Origin of the sequence: Novosphingobium aquimarinum (assembly GCF_009746585.1) — a bacterium.
In the GTDB taxonomy this organism is placed as follows: Bacteria; Pseudomonadota; Alphaproteobacteria; order Sphingomonadales; family Sphingomonadaceae; genus Novosphingobium; species Novosphingobium aquimarinum.
Genome location: NZ_WRPO01000011.1, coordinates 13,415 through 29,993, shown reverse-complemented (window position 1 = coordinate 29,993; position 16,579 = coordinate 13,415). Strand labels below are relative to the sequence as shown.

17 protein-coding genes are annotated in these 16,579 nt (G+C 64.3%); 13 read left to right on the top strand and 4 right to left on the bottom strand.

Features of this window, described 5'->3' with window-relative positions; translation table 11 throughout:
• Nucleotides 1-2: 2 nt before the first annotated feature.
• The 5 genes from rpoN to ligD all read left to right on the top strand — a co-directional run bounded on the left by rpoN (nt 3) and on the right by ligD (nt 6,608).
• A complete protein-coding gene (gene rpoN / locus GQO94_RS12150; RefSeq protein ID WP_156841813.1) occupies nt 3-1,508 on the top strand; it encodes an RNA polymerase factor sigma-54 in 1,506 nt (501 codons plus the stop codon).
• Between the two features lie 158 nt (nt 1,509-1,666).
• Nucleotides 1,667-2,335 (top strand): energy transducer TonB, encoded by a 669-nt coding sequence (locus GQO94_RS12145; RefSeq protein WP_156841811.1) that lies wholly within the window; start codon nt 1,667-1,669, stop codon nt 2,333-2,335.
• A gap of 351 nt (nt 2,336-2,686) precedes the next feature.
• Nucleotides 2,687-3,586: a non-homologous end joining protein Ku gene (ku, locus tag GQO94_RS12140; protein WP_156841810.1), complete on the top strand. Its 900-nt coding sequence runs from the start codon at nt 2,687-2,689 to the stop codon at nt 3,584-3,586.
• Nucleotides 3,587-3,591: 5 nt separating this feature from the next.
• Nucleotides 3,592-4,080 carry an MgtC/SapB family protein gene (locus GQO94_RS12135; RefSeq protein ID WP_156841808.1) on the top strand — a complete coding sequence of 163 codons (489 nt, stop codon included), beginning with the start codon at nt 3,592-3,594 and terminating at the stop codon, nt 4,078-4,080.
• Complete coding sequence (gene ligD, locus GQO94_RS12130; protein ID WP_156841807.1) at nt 4,077-6,608, top strand: DNA ligase D; 2,532 nt, start codon at nt 4,077-4,079, stop codon at nt 6,606-6,608. The genes GQO94_RS12135 and ligD overlap by 4 nt, the downstream gene beginning before the upstream one ends.
• Before the next feature lie 59 nt (nt 6,609-6,667).
• Here ligD and GQO94_RS12125 read toward each other — a convergent pair whose 3' ends face one another.
• Nucleotides 6,668-7,429 carry a Crp/Fnr family transcriptional regulator gene (locus tag GQO94_RS12125; RefSeq protein ID WP_232332909.1) on the bottom strand — a complete coding sequence of 254 codons (762 nt, stop codon included), beginning with the start codon at nt 7,427-7,429 and terminating at the stop codon, nt 6,668-6,670.
• Nucleotides 7,430-7,689: 260 nt separating this feature from the next.
• Between GQO94_RS12125 and GQO94_RS12120 the strand changes: the two genes are divergently transcribed.
• Together GQO94_RS12120 and GQO94_RS12115 are read left to right on the top strand one after the other, a co-directional pair.
• Entirely contained in the window at nt 7,690-8,172 is a 483-nt protein-coding gene (locus GQO94_RS12120) for an META domain-containing protein (RefSeq protein WP_198045940.1), read from the top strand.
• 139 nt (nt 8,173-8,311) lie between these two features.
• Complete coding sequence (locus GQO94_RS12115; RefSeq protein ID WP_156841803.1) at nt 8,312-8,680, top strand: DUF4440 domain-containing protein; 369 nt, start codon at nt 8,312-8,314, stop codon at nt 8,678-8,680.
• Between the two features lie 103 nt (nt 8,681-8,783).
• On the opposite strand, the gene GQO94_RS20810 is transcribed toward GQO94_RS12115, so the two are convergent.
• The gene (locus tag GQO94_RS20810) at nt 8,784-9,092 is read right to left on the bottom strand and encodes a DUF2171 domain-containing protein (protein WP_198045939.1); all 309 of its coding nucleotides are present in this window, start codon (nt 9,090-9,092) and stop codon (nt 8,784-8,786) included.
• Between the two features lie 464 nt (nt 9,093-9,556).
• On the opposite strand from GQO94_RS20810, the gene GQO94_RS12105 reads away from it, so the two are divergent.
• Complete coding sequence (locus tag GQO94_RS12105; protein WP_156841799.1) at nt 9,557-10,609, top strand: ribonucleotide-diphosphate reductase subunit beta; 1,053 nt, start codon at nt 9,557-9,559, stop codon at nt 10,607-10,609.
• A 12-nt stretch (nt 10,610-10,621) separates the two neighbouring features.
• Nucleotides 10,622-11,485, top strand: a complete 864-nt coding sequence (locus tag GQO94_RS12100; protein WP_156841797.1) for a DUF4393 domain-containing protein — start codon at nt 10,622-10,624, stop codon at nt 11,483-11,485.
• Nucleotides 11,486-11,815: 330 nt separating this feature from the next.
• Here the strand turns inward: GQO94_RS12100 and GQO94_RS12095 are convergent, their stop codons facing one another.
• Nucleotides 11,816-12,184 (bottom strand): endonuclease domain-containing protein, encoded by a 369-nt coding sequence (locus tag GQO94_RS12095; RefSeq protein ID WP_232332908.1) that lies wholly within the window; start codon nt 12,182-12,184, stop codon nt 11,816-11,818.
• A gap of 218 nt (nt 12,185-12,402) precedes the next feature.
• On the opposite strand from GQO94_RS12095, the gene GQO94_RS12090 reads away from it, so the two are divergent.
• Nucleotides 12,403-12,699, top strand: a complete 297-nt coding sequence (locus GQO94_RS12090; RefSeq protein ID WP_198045938.1) for a hypothetical protein — start codon at nt 12,403-12,405, stop codon at nt 12,697-12,699.
• Between the two features lie 241 nt (nt 12,700-12,940).
• Entirely contained in the window at nt 12,941-13,375 is a 435-nt protein-coding gene (locus GQO94_RS12085; RefSeq protein WP_156841795.1) for an MAPEG family protein, read from the top strand.
• Between the two features lie 116 nt (nt 13,376-13,491).
• Here the strand turns inward: GQO94_RS12085 and GQO94_RS12080 are convergent, their stop codons facing one another.
• Nucleotides 13,492-14,832 carry a NupC/NupG family nucleoside CNT transporter gene (locus GQO94_RS12080; RefSeq protein ID WP_156841793.1) on the bottom strand — a complete coding sequence of 447 codons (1,341 nt, stop codon included), beginning with the start codon at nt 14,830-14,832 and terminating at the stop codon, nt 13,492-13,494.
• A gap of 105 nt (nt 14,833-14,937) precedes the next feature.
• Between GQO94_RS12080 and GQO94_RS12075 the strand changes: the two genes are divergently transcribed.
• Both GQO94_RS12075 and argB read left to right on the top strand, forming a co-directional pair.
• A complete protein-coding gene (locus GQO94_RS12075; protein WP_156841791.1) occupies nt 14,938-15,624 on the top strand; it encodes a queuosine precursor transporter in 687 nt (228 codons plus the stop codon).
• 50 nt (nt 15,625-15,674) lie between these two features.
• Nucleotides 15,675-16,574, top strand: coding sequence for an acetylglutamate kinase (argB, locus tag GQO94_RS12070; protein ID WP_156841789.1), 900 nt, complete (start codon nt 15,675-15,677; stop codon nt 16,572-16,574).
• Nucleotides 16,575-16,579 lie beyond the last annotated feature (5 nt).

Below are 16,579 nucleotides of genomic sequence, written 5' to 3'. Positions count from 1 at the left end.
CCATGGCGCTGGGGCCCCGTCTCGACCTGAGGCAAACGCAGTCGCTGGTGATGACGCCGCAGCTGCAGCAGGCGATCAAGCTGCTGGCGCTATCCAATCTCGAGATCGAAACCTTCATCGGCGAAGCGCTGGAGGCCAATCCCCTGCTCGATGTCGGTGGCGGCGAGGCGGCGGCAACGCCTGACGATGCCGACCCCGATTCGCGCCGCACCACGCTGGAAAGCTCGCCCATCGACCAACTCATCGGCGAAGGCCGCGGCGAGGACGACCGCCCGCTCGACATCGACCGCACGGCCGTCGATGTCGACCGTGACACCGGCGACGGCGAACGCGGCGATGGGGAGCGGGGCGACTGGAGTGGCGAGATCCGCGCCGCCGGCCCCGGCAGCGAGGGCCTCGACATTACCGAACGCGCGGGTGGCGCGACCTCGCTCGCCGATCATCTCGAAGGGCAGGTCGGGCCGCTGGCGCCGAATCCGCGAATCGCGGGGATCGCCCGCTACATCATCGGCCTGCTCGACGAAGCGGGGTATCTGCGCGCGACGATCGAGGAGATCGCCGGCGATCTCGGGATCGAGGCCGCCGAGGCGGACACGGCGCTGCGGCTGGTGCAATCGCTCGAACCGACCGGAGTGGGCGCGCGCAATCTGGGCGAATGCCTCGCGCTGCAGGCGATCGAGGTCGACCGTCACGACCCGTGCATGGCGCGCCTGCTCGAGAATCTCGATCTGCTCGCGCGCGGCGAAGTCGCGCGGCTCAAGCGCTTGTGCCAGGTCGACGACGAGGACTTCGCCGAGATGATGGCCGAACTGCGCGCTTACGATCCCAAGCCGGGTCTGCGCTTCGGTGGCGAGCCCGGCGCCCCGGTGACTCCGGACGTGCTGATCACCGAACAGGCTTCGGGCGGCTGGAATATTTCGCTCAACCAGGCGACGCTGCCGCGTCTCGTGGTCAATCGCGGCTACTACGTCGAACTGAAAACTTCGTGCGACGACAAGGCCGCGCGTGGCTGGCTCTCGGAAAAGCTCGCAGATGCGAACTGGCTGATCAAGGCGCTCGACCAGCGTCAGCGCACCATTCTCAAAGTCGCGACCGAACTGGTCAAACAGCAGGAAGGCTTCTTCCGCCAAGGCGTCTCGGCACTGCGTCCGCTGACCTTGCGCGCGGTGGCCGAAGCGATCGGTATGCACGAATCCACGGTCAGCCGCGTGACCTCGAACAAGTACCTGCATTGCGTGCGCGGGACCTTTGAACTCAAGTACTTCTTCACTTCGGGCGTTGCCGCGACGGATGGCGCCGCATCGGCCGAAGCCGTCAAATCCGCGATCCGCCAACTGATCGATGCGGAGGATCCCAAGGACATCCTATCCGACGATGCGCTGGTCGATCTGCTCAAGGCCAAGGGTTACGACCTCGCCCGACGGACCGTGGCCAAGTACCGAGAGGCGATCGGGCTGGGCAGTTCGGTCCAGCGCCGCCGGCAGAAGAAGATTGCTGCGATGCAATAAGTACTAAGCATGATTATAGTGAGGGCAGTTAGTTAGACCCTTGTTTTGCTTAGTAAAAAAGGGTTTTCATCTCAGCTGTCTGTGCTAGCTTACTCATAAGCCGTGCCCCGTTTGCGCTCAGTTGCAGATGAGGAGCGCGGTAACGGAGAGGATGCCCCATGGCGTACGCGCAAAATGGACTGGGCAGCAAACGAGCGGCGACGGTGATTACGGTCGCGGCGCTTCATGCAGGAGCGTTCTACGCCCTCGTGACGGGTCTCGGTATCGAATATGTCGATCGGATCGTGCCTGGCATCACCGGGAGGAACATCCCGATCGAGCCGCCGCCCCCGCCGCCCGAGCCCCAGATCACGCCTTCGCAGAAGGTCCCCGACCAGAGCGTCGTGACCGTGCTGCCGACCCCGCCGCTGGCCCAGCGCCCGGAAGCGCCGATCTTCGACCCTCTGCCGGTGACGCCGCGTATCCCGGTCGATGCGGTGATCGAGATCCCCCAGTTCACGCCCATCCCCGAAGCGTCGCCGTCGCGGATTCCGCCGAAGGCCGCGCGGCCGAAGAATGCCGCGTCCGGATGGGTCAGCACCGATGATTATCCGGCCTCGGCGCTGCGCCGGGGCGAGCAGGGCACGGTTCGTTTCGAACTGACGGTCAGCGCGAACGGCAAAGTCGAGGCCTGCCGCGTGATCGCGAGCAGCGGGTCCTCCACGCTCGATGCGGCAACCTGCAAGTTCGTTTCGGCACGGGCCCGGTTCGAACCGGCAACCGATGCGAACGGCGCCCGGGCGACGGGCAGTTACAGCAGTGCCGTGACCTGGGTGATCCCGGACTGAATGTTTGTGAGGTCGCCAGCGGCCGAACCAAGGAAAGGTGGTTGATGATGAATGCGCCAAGAATGCCATCGCAGTCATCCCGCGCCGCGCAGCCGCGTCGGTCGTTCACCGGCGAGTCCGCGCTCCAGGGCTTCGCGCTCTACGGCCTTTCGATGTGCAACCATAACGGAGCTCTCGTTCGCCTCCTCGATGAGGCGGAACAGAGGCCATTCCACGCCGAAAACGGCGGGGATGGCTGACATCCGGGATTGGGAACGGCCGCCGCGCCTCTTTGGGCGTTCCCGAAACCGGCCTTTCCGGGAACTCTGCGGCTCTTCGTGAGCTATGGAGTCCCGGAAAGGAACTCATTCCATGGCAGCGCGCGCGTATTGGCAGGGACAGATACGGCTGGCACTGGTCTCGATTCCGGTCGAGATCTATCCCGCGACACGGTCCGGCGCCTCGATCAGCTTCCGCCAGATCCACGAACCTTCCGGCAAGCCGATTTCGTACGAAAAAGTGGTGCAGGGCATTGGCCCGATCGACCGCGACGACATCGTCAAGGGCTACGAAATCTCGAAGGGCAATTACGTTCTGCTCGAAGAAGACGAGATCGAGGCGGTCAAGATCGAAAGCCGCAAGACGCTGGAACTCGTTCAGTTCGTCGATCAGCATGAGATCGACGTGTTCTATTTCGAAAAGCCCTACTTCGTCGTGCCTGCCGACGATCTGGCCGACGAAGCCTTCATCGTGCTGCGCGAAGCGCTGCGTAAGGCCGGCAAAGTGGCGCTCGGTCAGCTTTCGGTGCGCGGGCGCGAGATGCTGGTCAGCCTCAAACCCTGCGGCAAGGGGATCGTCCTCGAAACCCTGCGCTACGCCGACGAAGTGCGCCGCGCGCAGAGCTACTTCGCCGAAATCCCTGAGGAAAAACCCGATCCCGAACTCCTCGATCTGGCGACGACGCTGATCGACAAGAAGACCGCGCCGTTCGATGCGGGCGAGTTCGAGGATCGCTACGTCGAAGCGCTCAAGGCGCTGGTCGAGAAGAAGGCCAAGGCCAAAGGCAAGAAGATCCTCGAGGATGTGGAAGAGCCCTCCGAGGCTTCGGGCTCGAACGTCATCGATCTGATGGCCGCGCTCAAGAAGTCGGTCGATGGAGATGCGAAATCCTCGACGAAGCGCACGGCGGCCAAGAAACCCGCGGCGAAGCGCGCGACCAAAACATCCAGTAGCAAGACCGGGTCCGGATCGCGGACCCGCAAGCAGGCCTGAAGGCCGTGCAGCTCAATGCTCCGGTCGGGATCGAATTCCTCGATTTCGAGATCCTGCTGCGCCTTGGCGTGGCCGCGGTGATCGGACTGATTCTCGGCCTCGACCGCGAATCGCGGGGACATGCCGCGGGAATGCGGACGCACGGGCTGATCTGCGTTTCCGCATCGGCGACGGTCGTGTCGATGATGGCGCTCTACAACCAGCTCGATGGCTCGCGGATCGATCCCTTGCGGCTCTACGAAGCGATCGGGGCTTTCGTCGGCATCATCGGCGCGGGCTTGATCGTATTCAGTCGCGGGCGGCTGCACAACCTCACGACCGCGGCGCATTTGTGGCTGACGGCGGTGATCGGCATCGCCTGTGGAGCGGGCCAGTGGCCGCTTGTCGTGACCGGCACGATCGTCAGCCTGCTGATGATGACGGTGCTGCGCGTGGTCGAGCATCACCTGTTCGACGAGGATCGCACCTTGGGTAGGAAGGACGAAAGCCAATGAGCGCGAAAGCCGCCGATCCGCTCGCCGAATACAACCGCAAGCGCGATTTCGGAAAGACCAAGGAACCGGCGGGCAAACGCGGCGCTTCGAAGGGCGGCAACTTGTTCATCGTCCAGAAGCACGCGGCGACGCGGCTGCACTGGGACTTGCGGCTGGAAGTCGACGGCGTGCTGAAGTCGTGGGCGGTGACCAAGGGGCCGAGCCCCGATCCCGATGACAAGCGCCTGGCGGTGCGCACCGAAGATCATCCGATGGCCTATGCCGAATTCGAAGGCGGCATTCCCAAGGCCGAATACGGCGGCGGCACGGTGATGCTGTGGGACAAGGGCACCTGGTCGCCGATCCCGGGCAAGAGCGCCAAGGATCTAGACGAGGGACACTTGCACTTCACCCTCGCGGGCGAGCGGATGAAGGGCGAATGGCTGCTCGTGCGAATGAAGCCGCGCGGCAACGAAAAACGCGAGAACTGGCTGCTGCGCAAGGTGAAGGACGAGTTCGCGCAGGACGGCGACAAGCTCGTCGAGCATGAATTGACCAGCGTGCTCACCGGCCGCTCGATGGCCGAGATCGAGGCCGACAAGGCGGGCGAATTCTCGCTTCAAGGCAAGAAGGGCAAAGCGTTCGCCGCTCAGATGGAAAAGGCGGCGGATCACAACGCGGACGAGGCCAAGGCACCGCGCAAGAAAGCCAAGGCCCGCTCGGGCAAGCCCCCCAAGTTCCGCTCGCCGCAACTGGCGACGCTGGTCGATACCGTGCCTACCGGCAACGACTGGATCCACGAAATCAAGTTCGACGGCTATCGCGCGCTGATCGCGGCGGCGGGTGATAAGGTTTCGGTCTATACCCGCAACGGCCACGACTGGACCGACAAGTTCGGGCCGCTCGCAGACGCGATCGCCGCGCTCGATTTGCCGCCCTGCCTGATCGACGGCGAGATCGTCGCTTACGGCAAGGACGGCAATCCCAGCTTTTCCGCTTTGCAGGAGGTGCTCAAGCGCGGCCATGGCTCGCAGACCAGCAAGGACAAGCTGGAACTGCACGCCTTCGACTTGCTCGAGATCGACGGTGCCGACCTCACCGAGCGCACCAACATCGAACGCAAGGAACGGCTCGAAGCGCTGCTGGCCGAAGCCGAGCCGCCGGTGCGCGTCGCCGATCACGTCATCGGCGCGGGCGAGAAGCTGCTCAAGGCGATGTGCGATGCCGGGCAGGAAGGGATCATCTGCAAGAAGGCCGATGCCCCCTATCGCGGTCGACGCAGCAAGTCCTGGCTCAAGGTCAAGTGCACCAACCGACAGGAATTCGTGGTGGTCGGCTGGAGCAAGTCCAGCGCCAAGGGGCGCCCGTTCGCCTCGCTGCTGCTGGCGCAGAAGCAAAAGGGCGAGCTTGTCTACAAAGGCAAAGTCGGCACCGGCTTCGATGCCGATACGATGGACGACCTTGCCGGCAAGATGCGCGGGCTGGCGCGCAAGACGCCGCCGCTCGACGTCCCGCGCACCGATGCGCGCGGCGCGAGCTGGGTGACGCCCAAGCTGGTGGCCGAGATCGCCTTTGCCGAATTCACCTCGGAAGGCCGCGTTCGCCACGGTAGCTTCCTAGGCCTGCGCGCGGACAAACCGGCCAAGGCGGTCAAGCCGGAGACGAAGGCCAAGCCGCCGCGCGCCAAGCCCGATATCGAGATCAGCAGCCGCGACCGCGTGGTGTTTCCCGAAAGCGGGCAGACCAAGGGCCAGCTCGCCGATTACTACGCCGATGTCGCGACGCTGATGCTGCCGTTCGCCGCCGAGCGCCCGATCAGCCTGGTCCGCTGTCCGCAAGGGCGCGCGAAGAAATGCTTCTTCCAGAAGCACGACAGCGGCGGGTTCGGCAACGGCGTCAAGCACGTTCCGATCCGCGAGAAGGACGGCGGCAGCGAGGATTATCTCTACGTCGAGGACGCGCGCGGCCTGCTCCAGTGCGTGCAGATGGGGACGATCGAATTCCACGGCTGGGGCGCGCGCACGGGGGACGTGGAGCTGCCCGACCGTATGATCTTCGATCTCGATCCCGATGAAGGCCTCGATTTCGGCGACGTGAAAGCCGCCGCCGTCGACATTCGCAAGCGCCTTGCCGAGATCGGGCTCACCAGCTTTGCGATGCTCTCGGGCGGGAAGGGCGTCCACGTGGTCGTGCCGCTGGTGCCCGGCCATTCGTGGGATGCCCACAAGGACTTTTCGCGGCGCTTTTCCGAAGCGCTGGCGATGGCCGAGCCCGATCGCTTCGTCGCGACGATGAGCAAGGCCAAGCGCAAGGGCAAGATCTTCATCGACTGGCTGCGCAACCAGCGCGGCGCCACGGCCGTCCTGCCTTATTCCGCCCGCTCGCGCGAAGGTGCGCCCGTCGCGGTGCCGATCGCGTGGGACGAACTCGATGGCTTCGACAAGGCGAACGCCTTCACCATCGACGATGCCGACGATCTCATCGAGCGCGGGGGCCACAAGGCGCTGGCCGGTTGGGGCTTTGCCGAGCAGCGCTTGCCCGAGATCTAGCTGTCGCTGGAGCGCCGATCGGCAGAAGCCAGGGGCCGGGCAACCTCCGCCCAGTGAGCCTAATCCGTCTCTACTTCGGTCCTGGGGTCGAGGAACAGGGTGCCATGCCCGTAGAGGTAATCCGCGGTGAAATGCGCATAGCGTTCGAGCGCTTCGCGGTCGGGGATGGTCACGCGGCCGCGATTGAGTTCCAACAGTCCTTGCGAGCGCAGCGACTTGATCACGCGGTTGATATGCACCGCCGTCGTACCGCAGGCATTGGCGAGATGCGTTTGCAGCAGCGGCATGTTGAACCCGTGGGAATCGGCCAGATCGACGAAATTGAGCCGGTGCCACAGTTCGCAAATCATGTGCGCCAGGCGTTCCCCGGCGCGCAACTGCTCGAGCTTGAGGATCCATTCGCGGTGGATCGCGGCATCGAGCAAGGTCGAGAACCACAGCAGCCGCGTCAGGTGCGGCTCGGTGGCGACGACTTCGGCGAGGGCCGCATGGGTTACGTAGGCGACCATGGACGGCCCCACCGTCACCACGTCGTGATCGAGCCGCTTCAGCGCGAATGCGTGGAGGTCGACGAAGTCCCCCGGAACCTGGACGCCGACGATATTGCGGTTGCCCCCGTCCTCGATCACGCGCGCGATGAAACCGTCCACCAGCAGCGTGCTGCGATTTGCCAGTTTCCCACGCTCGAGAATGCAGGTCCCATCGGGGAGGCGCTCGACGTCATCGATGATGTTCTCGAGCAGCGTCTTCTCATGATCCGACATGGCGTGGCGCAAGCGGCCCTTGAGAAACAGCTGCATATGGCCCGAAGGCTTACTCACTTTTAAACATCCCCTGCTGCCTCGATTGACATAGGTTAAGTTTATCCTGAGTTCGAGGCAATGGTGTTGATCTGATGAACCGGCAACGCGTGGAACCGCAGATTGTTCGGGACGGCAGCGAAAAATGGCCGAGACGTTGCCATTGCAGGGCGGCCTGCGCCGCCGTGACACCCGTGAGCCGCGCGGCTGACACATTGCTCGTTGACCATCGGCAGCCTTCGTGTCCTGGTTCGCATGCAGACGGAAGAAGGAAACGGGTCATGGTGCTTGGGCTATTCACGCGGGGATTCGCGGCGGCTGCGCTGCTGGCGCTGGCCGGATGCGCGGCGGGCGGCACCGTGCCGGACGCAGCGGGCGGATCCGCGATCGGGCCGATGAATCTGGCTGGCACCAGCTGGCAGCTCGTCGAATTCCAGTCGATGGACGATGCCCAGGGCACGCGCCGCCCCGCGTCCGATCGCACCGTGACCGCGACGTTCGCGGAAGACGGCAAGCTCGTGCTCAAGCTCGACTGCAATCGCGGCACTGCAACCTGGAGCGCGGGCCCGCATCATGCCACCGGCAGCGGCCTTGCGATCGGCCCCGTGGCCTCGACTCGAGCGATGTGCCCCGAGCCATCGATGGGCGGTTTCGTCGCGCGGACCTTGCCCGATGTCGCCAGCTACGTGCTGCGCGACGGCAAGCTCTATCTCGCGCTCAAGATGGACGGCGGCATTTTCGAGTTCGCCCCGATCGCACCCTGAGCGAAGGCGCCAGCGGACCGACGCTGTCCTTCGCGCCTTTTCTTGAGACATGGCGCAGCCCTGCCCGGATGGGCAGGGAACAAGCCCGCCCGGTTCGTTCGTTGCATGCGCGAAGGATCAACGGACAAGGACGAGACCGATGGAAGACGAACGCATCTGGAGCTTCGAGCGCGACCTGTGGTTGGGCGGCGAAAAGGTTTACGACGAACGCGTCAGCGACGATTGCCTGATGGCGCTCCCGACCGCGCCTTACGTGTTCGATAGTGCGGCCGCGACCGATGCCGTCAAGCACACCCCGCACTGGGACGAGGTGGCCTTCAGCGACCAGCAGGTCTCGCGCCCGCAGGAGGGCCTGATCGTGATCGCCTATCGCGCCGAAGCCACGCGCGGCGACGAAACCTACAAGGCGGTTTGCACCAGCACCTTGCGCCGTCTCTCGCATGAGGAATGGGACGTGGTGCAGCACCAGCAGACCCCGCTCGGCACGATGGTCGCCGAACCCGAATAGCATCGCCGAGCCGGGTTATCCGGCAGACGGCAAAACGCCTCCGATCCGCGATCGGAGGCGTTCGCCTGGCGGGCCGCTGTTCAGACCCGCCGAGTGAGAAACCTCAAGGCTCGGCGCCGAGCCCGAACGACGCATCGCCGCGCCCGGCGAGGAGCACCTGGTTGTCGTCGATCCCGTCGATCAGCGAGAGCGGCAGCGATTCCAGCTCGTTGGTTTCGGGGTCGGGCGTTTCCAGCATGATCTGGTCGCCCCGCACTTCGGCGACGGTGCCCAGCACCTTGCCGTCGACATCGAGCACTTGCATGTGCTGGTGGATCGTGCCCGCGAAGGTGCGGAACGACTTCGCCTCGGCGTTGCCGTCGCCCCGGCCCGTGGACGGCTCGGATCCGGCTGGCGTTTCTGAGTTCGGCACGGGCATACTCCATGATGGCTGGGGCCGCGGTGAGGCGTGCTTGCAACCTGCGACCGGGCGTTCGCAAATGCAACGGCCAGGTGCGACAGTGGTTCCGCCACACGATGCCGCGCGGCCGCGCCGCCGCTGCGGGACGGCTCTGCGGCCAGTCCGATTCGCGACTTTTTGCGCGCAAGGGGATCGCAGGTGGGGATTACTCGGTGATCGACATGGCGCCTGAGCGTCGGGGTGATTATCTGGACCATCACGGCTTTGATCCCGCAGTCCGTCCGGCGCTCGCCGCAGGATGCGAGCGGATCGGGCCCGCGCTTCCACGGCCCGGCGAACGCTTCGCCCGAGCCTGGGACGAAAGACCATCTCGACCGATTGCTCGGTCGCATTCAGGAGGCTTGCGGAGACCGATGTCTGCGCGGTTCTCCGCATGACGTAACCAAGGCCCTAAGTAACAGGAAGGTCCCCGCCCGATGCCGCTGCTGGAAGCCCGCAAGACCTACAAGCCCTTCGAATATCCCTGGGCCTACGAGTTCTGGAAGCGCCAGCAGCAAGTGCACTGGCTGCCCGAGGAAGTGCCGCTGGGCGAGGATTGCCGCGACTGGGCGCAGAAGCTTTCGGCGCACGAGCGCAACCTGCTCACCCAGATCTTCCGCTTCTTCACGCAGGCCGACGTGGAAGTGCAGGATTGCTACCACGAGAAATACAGCCGCGTCTTCAAGCCGACCGAGATCAAGATGATGCTCGCCGCCTTCTCCAACATGGAGACGGTGCACATCGCCGCGTACTCGCACTTGCTCGACACCATCGGCATGCCCGAAAGCGAATACGGCATGTTCCTCGAATACCAGGAACTGCGCGACAAGCACGATTACCTGCAGCAGTTCGGCGTCGATTCCGACGAGGACATCGCGCGCACGCTCGCCATGTTCGGCGGCTTCACCGAAGGGCTGCAGCTGTTCGCCAGCTTCGCCATGCTGATGAACTTCCCGCGCTTCAACAAGATGAAGGGCATGGGACAAATCGTCAGCTGGTCGGTGCGCGACGAATCGCTGCACTGCGAAGGCATCGTCCGCCTGTTCCACACTTTCGTGAAGGAACGCGGCTGCCTCACCAAGGCGGTCAAGGAAGACATCATCGACTGCTGCCAGAAGACGGTGCGGCTCGAAGACGCCTTCATCGACCTCGCCTTCGAGATGGGCCCGGTGCCGGGCATGAGCGCCAAGGACATCAAGCGCTACATCCGCTACATCGCCGACTGGCGCCTGGGCCAGCTCGGCCTGCCCGAGATCTACATGATCGAGGACCACCCGCTCCCCTGGCTGACCCCGCTGCTCAACGGCGTCGAGCACGCCAACTTCTTCGAGACCCGCGCGACGGAATACTCGAAGGGCGCCACTCGCGGCGACTGGAACACGGTGTGGACCAACTTCGACCAGCGGCGGAATGCGAAAGCCGCGAACGAAGAAGGCGACGACGCGGGCGATGAGCCGGGTCTGTTCGGCGAGGGTGTCGCGGCGGAGTGAGGTGATGGCCAAATGAGTGACCTAGTTGAAGCGGCCGCAAGTTTCGGATCTGCGGGGGCTGCCGCAGCCTTGGCTCTTAGGGCGCCTGAGCTTCTCAAGGAAATCTATGGCGATCTTGCAAAGCCAGGAGTTGCGCAAGTTGGAAAAGCAATTGGCGAGCTCCTCGGCCTCGGCAACACGATCCTCCTCCCGCTACGTCTTCTAAATAAGCGCGCGGCAGAATTTGAGCGTGAGAATTTTGAATTGCTGGCGCAAAAATTTTCGCAAATTCCAGAGGAAAAAGTAGTTGAGGTCAATCCAGAGATTGGATTGCCTATTCTTGACGGATTGTCCCAAACAAGAGATGGCAATCTTCGGGATATGTTCGCAGAACTATTGGTTAATAGTGCCCGAGAAGACAAGTCTGGATCAGTCCACCCGAGCTACGTTGGGATAGTCTCGAGCTTAGCGCCGGATGAGGCTCGGTTGCTAAAATTCATGAAGCAAAAGAAGATTCATCCATATCTTTCTATAACCCGTATCGTCGACGCCAAAAAACACGCGAAGCGCTCGATAGAAGAATTCTTCATGGAGATTCCTGGGGATTTAGATCGGAAAGATTGTCTTTCGATTTATCTGGCAAGTCTTGCTCGTAATGGTCTCATAAACATTTATGACGATCGATTTTCTACTGGCGAGCATGCCTATGATCATTTGATAAATGAAGTTAAAAATCGATATGCAGGCATCCGAGAATTTAAAATACTTGAAAAAGTCGAAGATAATACGCTGATTTTCGAGAAAGCTGCTATATTTGTAACAGACTATGGGTTTGAATTCGCTTTCGCTTGTCTAGGGATGGATTCGGACGTTCAAAAGAATGAAATTTCCGTTTAGTTGTTATAGCGTTCTTTTAAATCCATTATAGTAAAAGCGGAAAATAATCTAATTCTCCTATACTCATGGGACTAGACCACTCCCCTCCCGCTTGCGGGAGGGGTTGGGGGTGGGCCTTGCGGCGGTGCGGGTAAGAAGGGCCGTCGCGGTCTGCCCACCCCGCTGCGACTAGGCTCACCTGCGGTTCGCCAAGTCTCGCGGCCCTCCCGCGGGCGGGAGGGCGGTTTGGTGCGCTTGGGTTGCGGGCGTCGGGGCTGAGCGGCCCACCCCGCTGCGACTAGGCGGCGGGGCCGCCAAGTCTCGCTGCCCCTCCCGCGGGCGGGAGGGGTGTCAGTGTGGGGCTTCCAGGGCTTCCCGGATGACGGTGAGGACGCCTTCCAGGTTGGCGAAGACTTCCGCGTTGGGGAAGCGCAGCACGCGGTAGCCGTTGTCGCGCAGCCAGCGGTCGCGGGCGGCGTCGTGCTCGGGGCGCAAGTCGTGGGAGAAGCCGTCGAGTTCTACGATCAGACGGCGGTCGCGGCACAGGAAATCGGCGAAATACGGCCCGACCGGCATTTGGCGGCTGAACTTGGCGCCGAGCGCGCTGCGGGAGAGGTGGCGCCAGAGCTGGCGTTCGGCGGGCGTGGCCTGGTTGCGCAGTTCGCGGGCGCGGTTGGTGTTGCGAGGCTGATAGGTTGGCACGGTTGGGAGATTGCCCACCCCCAGCCCCTCCCGCAAGCGGGAGGGGAGATTAAAAGGCGCCCCATTCTGCAAGCGGGAGGGAAGATTACGTGGCGCTTCCTCCCGCAGGCGGGGTGAGAGGGGTGTCGGCCTTTCCGCCCCCGGTTCCCCCGCCGCCCGGATGGCCCGAAGGCCGCCATTCGGAACCTCCCGCCGCTCCCGTGCATTGCCTTGGCAGATCCAAGGGAGAACACCGCATGATCACGAACCGCACCGCTTTGCGCGCCGGCCTTGCCGCTCTGGGCCTCGTGGCGCTCGCCGCTTGCGGCCAGTCGGAGGATGCCGCGACGTACGAGCCCGACGTCACCGACGAAAGCGCCGGCAATCTCATCGCCAGCGAGGTGGACCCGTCCGCAGTCCCGGTCGACTTGCCCGAAACGCCGATGACGCCGGTGCCGACCGAGGAGAGCGCGATGCCCGATGCGACCATGACCTCGCCCGTCGCCACGCCGGAAGCGCCGCCGCCCGCCACGCCGACACCGCCGGCCAACTGAGCCGGCGTTTTTGCGCCTTTCCTACTGCGGTCTGGTCGCGCATGATGCCACCGCGCGGACTGGGACGGTTACGAATGGCGAAAACGCGATGGCAAAGTGTCACCTTCGGTATGGCGGTCTTTTGTCTGTTAAACCAAAAGCTTAGCGCGAAAATGCGTGTTTGTAGGGTGTCACCTTTGTCACCTTCGCCGGCGCATTCGGCTCGGGCCTGCGGGCTGGCGACACGGGGAAGGGGTCCATCATGCCGGTGACCAACCAGGCCGCGATATTCCTGCCGGTGCTCGCGCTGGTGCTGCTGACACTGATCGCTTTCGTCCGGCTGGCCGCGGGGCGGACCGTGGCGGCGAAGGACCCGGGCTTCGATCCCGGATACTACAAGGCGCACCTGGGCGAGGCCGAGCCCGAGGCGGGGCGCGTTCCCGCCCGGCACTGGGACAACTTGTTCGAATTCCCCACGCTGATCTACGCCGCCTGCCTCACCGCCTTCGTGATGGGCGCGGTCGGCGTGTGGACGCTGGTGTTCGCCTGGGGCTTCGTGATCGCGCGCGTGGCGCAGAGCGCGATCCACATGAGCTACAACAATACGGCGCACCGCGCGGTCGGCTTCGTGCTCGGGCTGGTGATGGGCTTTGCGTTATGGTTGAACGTCGCGATCTCGATCTTCGCGGCGCTCTAGCCGGGGCGGCGCGGGCGGGCCCTCGCGCGGTGCGTCCAGCCCCGCCATTCGCCCGCGCAGGACCCAGCCGATGGCAAAGCCGAGCGCGATCGAGGCGAGGGCGAGCATGAGCATCGCTAGGCGAGGCCGAGGAACAGCCCGGCCAGTGCGGCGCTCATGAGGTTCGACAAGCTGCCCGCGACCAGCGCGCGCAGGCCCAGCTTGGCTATGACCGGGCGCTGGTTGGGCGCGAGGCCGCCGGTCACCGCCATTTGTATCGCGATCGAGGAGAAGTTGGCAAAGCCGCACAGCGCGAACGTGACGACGGCGACGGTGCGCGGGCTGAGGCCGGTGTCGTTGCCCAGTTCGATGAAGGCGACGAATTCGTTGAGCACGATCTTGGTGCCGAACAGCCCGCCGGCTTGCAGCGCCTCACTCCAGTCGGGTGTGGCAAGGAGGTAGAAGACCGGCGCGAAGACGTAGCCGATGAGCTGCTGGAAGGTCAGCTCGGGCGCGCCGAACAGCCCGGCGATGGCGCCGACCAAGCCGTTGGCGAGCGCGATCAGGGCGACGAAGGCGAGCACCATCGCGCCGACCGCGACCGCCAGCTTGACGCCGGTCTGCGCGCCTTGCGCGGCGGCCATGATGACGTTGGCGGGGGGCTCTTCGTCGTGGGCGGGGGCTGCGGTCTCGTCGAGATGGAGGCCGGGCTGGTCGGTCACCGTCTCGCGGCGCAGCGCGGCGGCGGCCATCGCGGCCGGCGCAGTGGCGGATTGGGTGCCTTCGGCGCGCTCGTCGGGCTCGGGCGCTTCGGCGACGACGCGCGGATCGGGCATGATCAGCTTGGCCATCAGGATGCCGCCCGGCGCCGACATGAACGCGGCGGCGACGAGGTAGTCGATGCGGATTCCCATGCTGGCGTAAGCGGCCAGGATCGTACCGGCGACGCCCGCCATGCCCACGGTCATCAGGCAGAACAGCTGCGACGGCGCGAGGCTGGCGAGGTAGGGCCGCACCACCAGCGGGGATTCGCTTTGCCCGACGAAGATGTTGGAGGCCGCCGCCAGGCTCTCGACCCGCGTGATGCCGGTGATCTTCTCCAGCCCGCCGCCGATCCAGCGGATCACCAGCTGCATGATGCCTAGGTAATAGAGGATCGAGATCAGCGCGGCGAAGAAGATGATCACCGGCAGCGCCGAGATGGCGAAGCTGGTGCCGCCGAGCTCGGGCGTGGCGAGCGGGCCGAACAGGAAGTCGACCCCCGCCTTGGCGTAGCCGAGCAGGCTTTCGACGCCTTTCGCCGCGCCGCGCAGCAGCGTGTTTCCGAGCGGCACGTAGAGCACCAGCGCCGCGAAACCGGCCTGCAGCGCGAACGCCGCGCCGACGATACGCGGCCGGATCGCTTTGCGGTCGGTCGAGAGAAGGAAGGCGATGGCAAGAATGAGGACGATGCCACAAAGGCTGAAGGCGACGTGCATCGTCGGCAGGATCCTTGAGGAAGGCTGTTGAAATCCGGGGCCGAACGTAGATGCCGCGTTGCAGTACGGCTAGTGCAATTGTGCGCGCCCCGCTAGGCCTTGTCCATGGACACCCCGCAACCTCGCGCTCCGCTCGTGCTTTCACGCTCGCTTTTCGTCTTCGCGCTGCTTTACGGCGGCCTCGTCGTGCTGGCGGGGATCATCGGCACCAAGCTTGCCTCGCTGGGCTCGTGGCCGGTGGTCGGAGATCTCGCAGTCGAATCCGGGATCTTCGCCTTCCTGTTCCTGGTAGTCCTGTCGAGCGCGACCGCGGAGCTCCACGGCGAAGGCGCGGCGAACAAGCTGGTGCGCTACGGCTTCATCCCGCTGATCGTCTCGATGGTGCTGCTGACCTTCGTCATCCGCGTGGTGCCGCCGGCCCCGTTCTGGAGCGATCAGGAGGCATTCGCCCGCCTGCTCGGCCAAGGCGCACGGCTGCAGTTCGCCGGGCTGATCGCTTATGGCGTGTCGCAGACGCTCAACGTGCTGATCTTCACGCGGCTCGCCGGCAAGACCGGCAAGCTGCTGATGCTGCGCGGCTGGATCGCGAGCCTGCTGTCGCAAGCGGTGGACACGGTGCTGTTCATCACCATCGCGTTTTACGGCGTCATCGACCAGGCGACGGGCGAGGGCATTCCGATCGGCACCATCATGGAAGGCCAGATCATCTCCAAGCTGGTGCTCTCGACGATCATGGTGCCGCCGCTGATTCTGCTGTTCGTGAAGCTGGGACGGTGGCTCGACCGCGCCTGAAGGCGAGAAAAGACCTTCAATTCCCGCCCGGGCGCGCTAAACGCCAGGCCATGTCCCAGGCACACGATCCCGCCATGCTGCTGAAAGCGGCCACGCTCGTCGACGCGCTTCCTTACATGCAGCGCTATGCCGGCCGTACTTTCGTGGTGAAATACGGCGGCCACGCGATGGGCGATCCGGCGCTGGCGCAGGACTTTGCCGAAGACATCGTGCTGTTGAAGGCGGTGGGCATCAATCCGGTGGTCGTCCACGGCGGCGGGCCGCAGATCGGCGCCATGCTAAAGACGATGGGCGTGGAATCGCAGTTCATCGACGGCTTGCGCGTCACCGACTCGCAGACCGCGCAAGTCGCCGAAATGGTTCTGTCCGGCGCGATCAACAAGGAAATCGTCGGCTGGATCGCGCGCGCCGGTGGCAAGGCGATGGGCCTTTCCGGCAAGGACGGCGCGATGGTGCGCGCCCGCAAAGTCTCGCGCACGGCCAAGGATCCGGACAGCAACATCGAGCGCGTGGTCGATCTCGGCTTCGTCGGCGAGCCGGAGCGGATCGACACCAGCGTGATCGAGACGGTCTCAAAGGCAGGCATGATCCCAGTGATCGCCCCGATCGCGCCGGGCGAGGACGAGGCGACGTACAATATCAACGCCGACACGATGGCGGGCGCGATCGCCGCGGCGCTGGGCGCGGCGCGGCTGTTCCTGCTGACCGATGTGGCGGGGGTGCTCGACAAGCAGGGCGCCCTGCTCAGCGACTTGCGGCCCGCCGATATCGAGCGGTTGCGCGGCGACGGGACGATCTCGGGCGGGATGATCCCCAAGCTCGAGACCTGTGTCCATGCGGTCGAAGCGGGCTGCGAAGCCGCCGTCGTGCTTGACGGACGGGTTTCGCATGCCATGTTGCTGGAAATATTCACACAAGAGGGTGCAGGCACGCTCATCCGGGCAGGCTAGCCGGT

Excerpts from the sequence above, each read along its gene's own strand:
- rpoN (WP_156841813.1), top strand. The coding sequence starts at position 3 with ATGGCGCTGGGGCCCCGTCTCGACCTGAGGCAAACGCAGTCGCTGGTG.
- GQO94_RS12145 (WP_156841811.1), top strand. The coding sequence starts at position 1,667 with ATGGCGTACGCGCAAAATGGACTGGGCAGCAAACGAGCGGCGACGGTG.
- ku (WP_156841810.1), top strand. The coding sequence starts at position 2,687 with ATGGCAGCGCGCGCGTATTGGCAGGGACAGATACGGCTGGCACTGGTC.
- ligD (WP_156841807.1), top strand. The coding sequence starts at position 4,077 with ATGAGCGCGAAAGCCGCCGATCCGCTCGCCGAATACAACCGCAAGCGC.
- GQO94_RS12120 (WP_198045940.1), top strand. The coding sequence starts at position 7,690 with ATGGTGCTTGGGCTATTCACGCGGGGATTCGCGGCGGCTGCGCTGCTG.
- GQO94_RS12115 (WP_156841803.1), top strand. The coding sequence starts at position 8,312 with ATGGAAGACGAACGCATCTGGAGCTTCGAGCGCGACCTGTGGTTGGGC.
- GQO94_RS12105 (WP_156841799.1), top strand. The coding sequence starts at position 9,557 with ATGCCGCTGCTGGAAGCCCGCAAGACCTACAAGCCCTTCGAATATCCC.
- GQO94_RS12100 (WP_156841797.1), top strand. The coding sequence starts at position 10,622 with ATGAGTGACCTAGTTGAAGCGGCCGCAAGTTTCGGATCTGCGGGGGCT.
- GQO94_RS12090 (WP_198045938.1), top strand. The coding sequence starts at position 12,403 with ATGATCACGAACCGCACCGCTTTGCGCGCCGGCCTTGCCGCTCTGGGC.
- GQO94_RS12085 (WP_156841795.1), top strand. The coding sequence starts at position 12,941 with ATGCCGGTGACCAACCAGGCCGCGATATTCCTGCCGGTGCTCGCGCTG.
- GQO94_RS12080 (WP_156841793.1), bottom strand. The coding sequence starts at position 14,832 with ATGCACGTCGCCTTCAGCCTTTGTGGCATCGTCCTCATTCTTGCCATC.
- GQO94_RS12075 (WP_156841791.1), top strand. The coding sequence starts at position 14,938 with ATGGACACCCCGCAACCTCGCGCTCCGCTCGTGCTTTCACGCTCGCTT.
- argB (WP_156841789.1), top strand. The coding sequence starts at position 15,675 with ATGTCCCAGGCACACGATCCCGCCATGCTGCTGAAAGCGGCCACGCTC.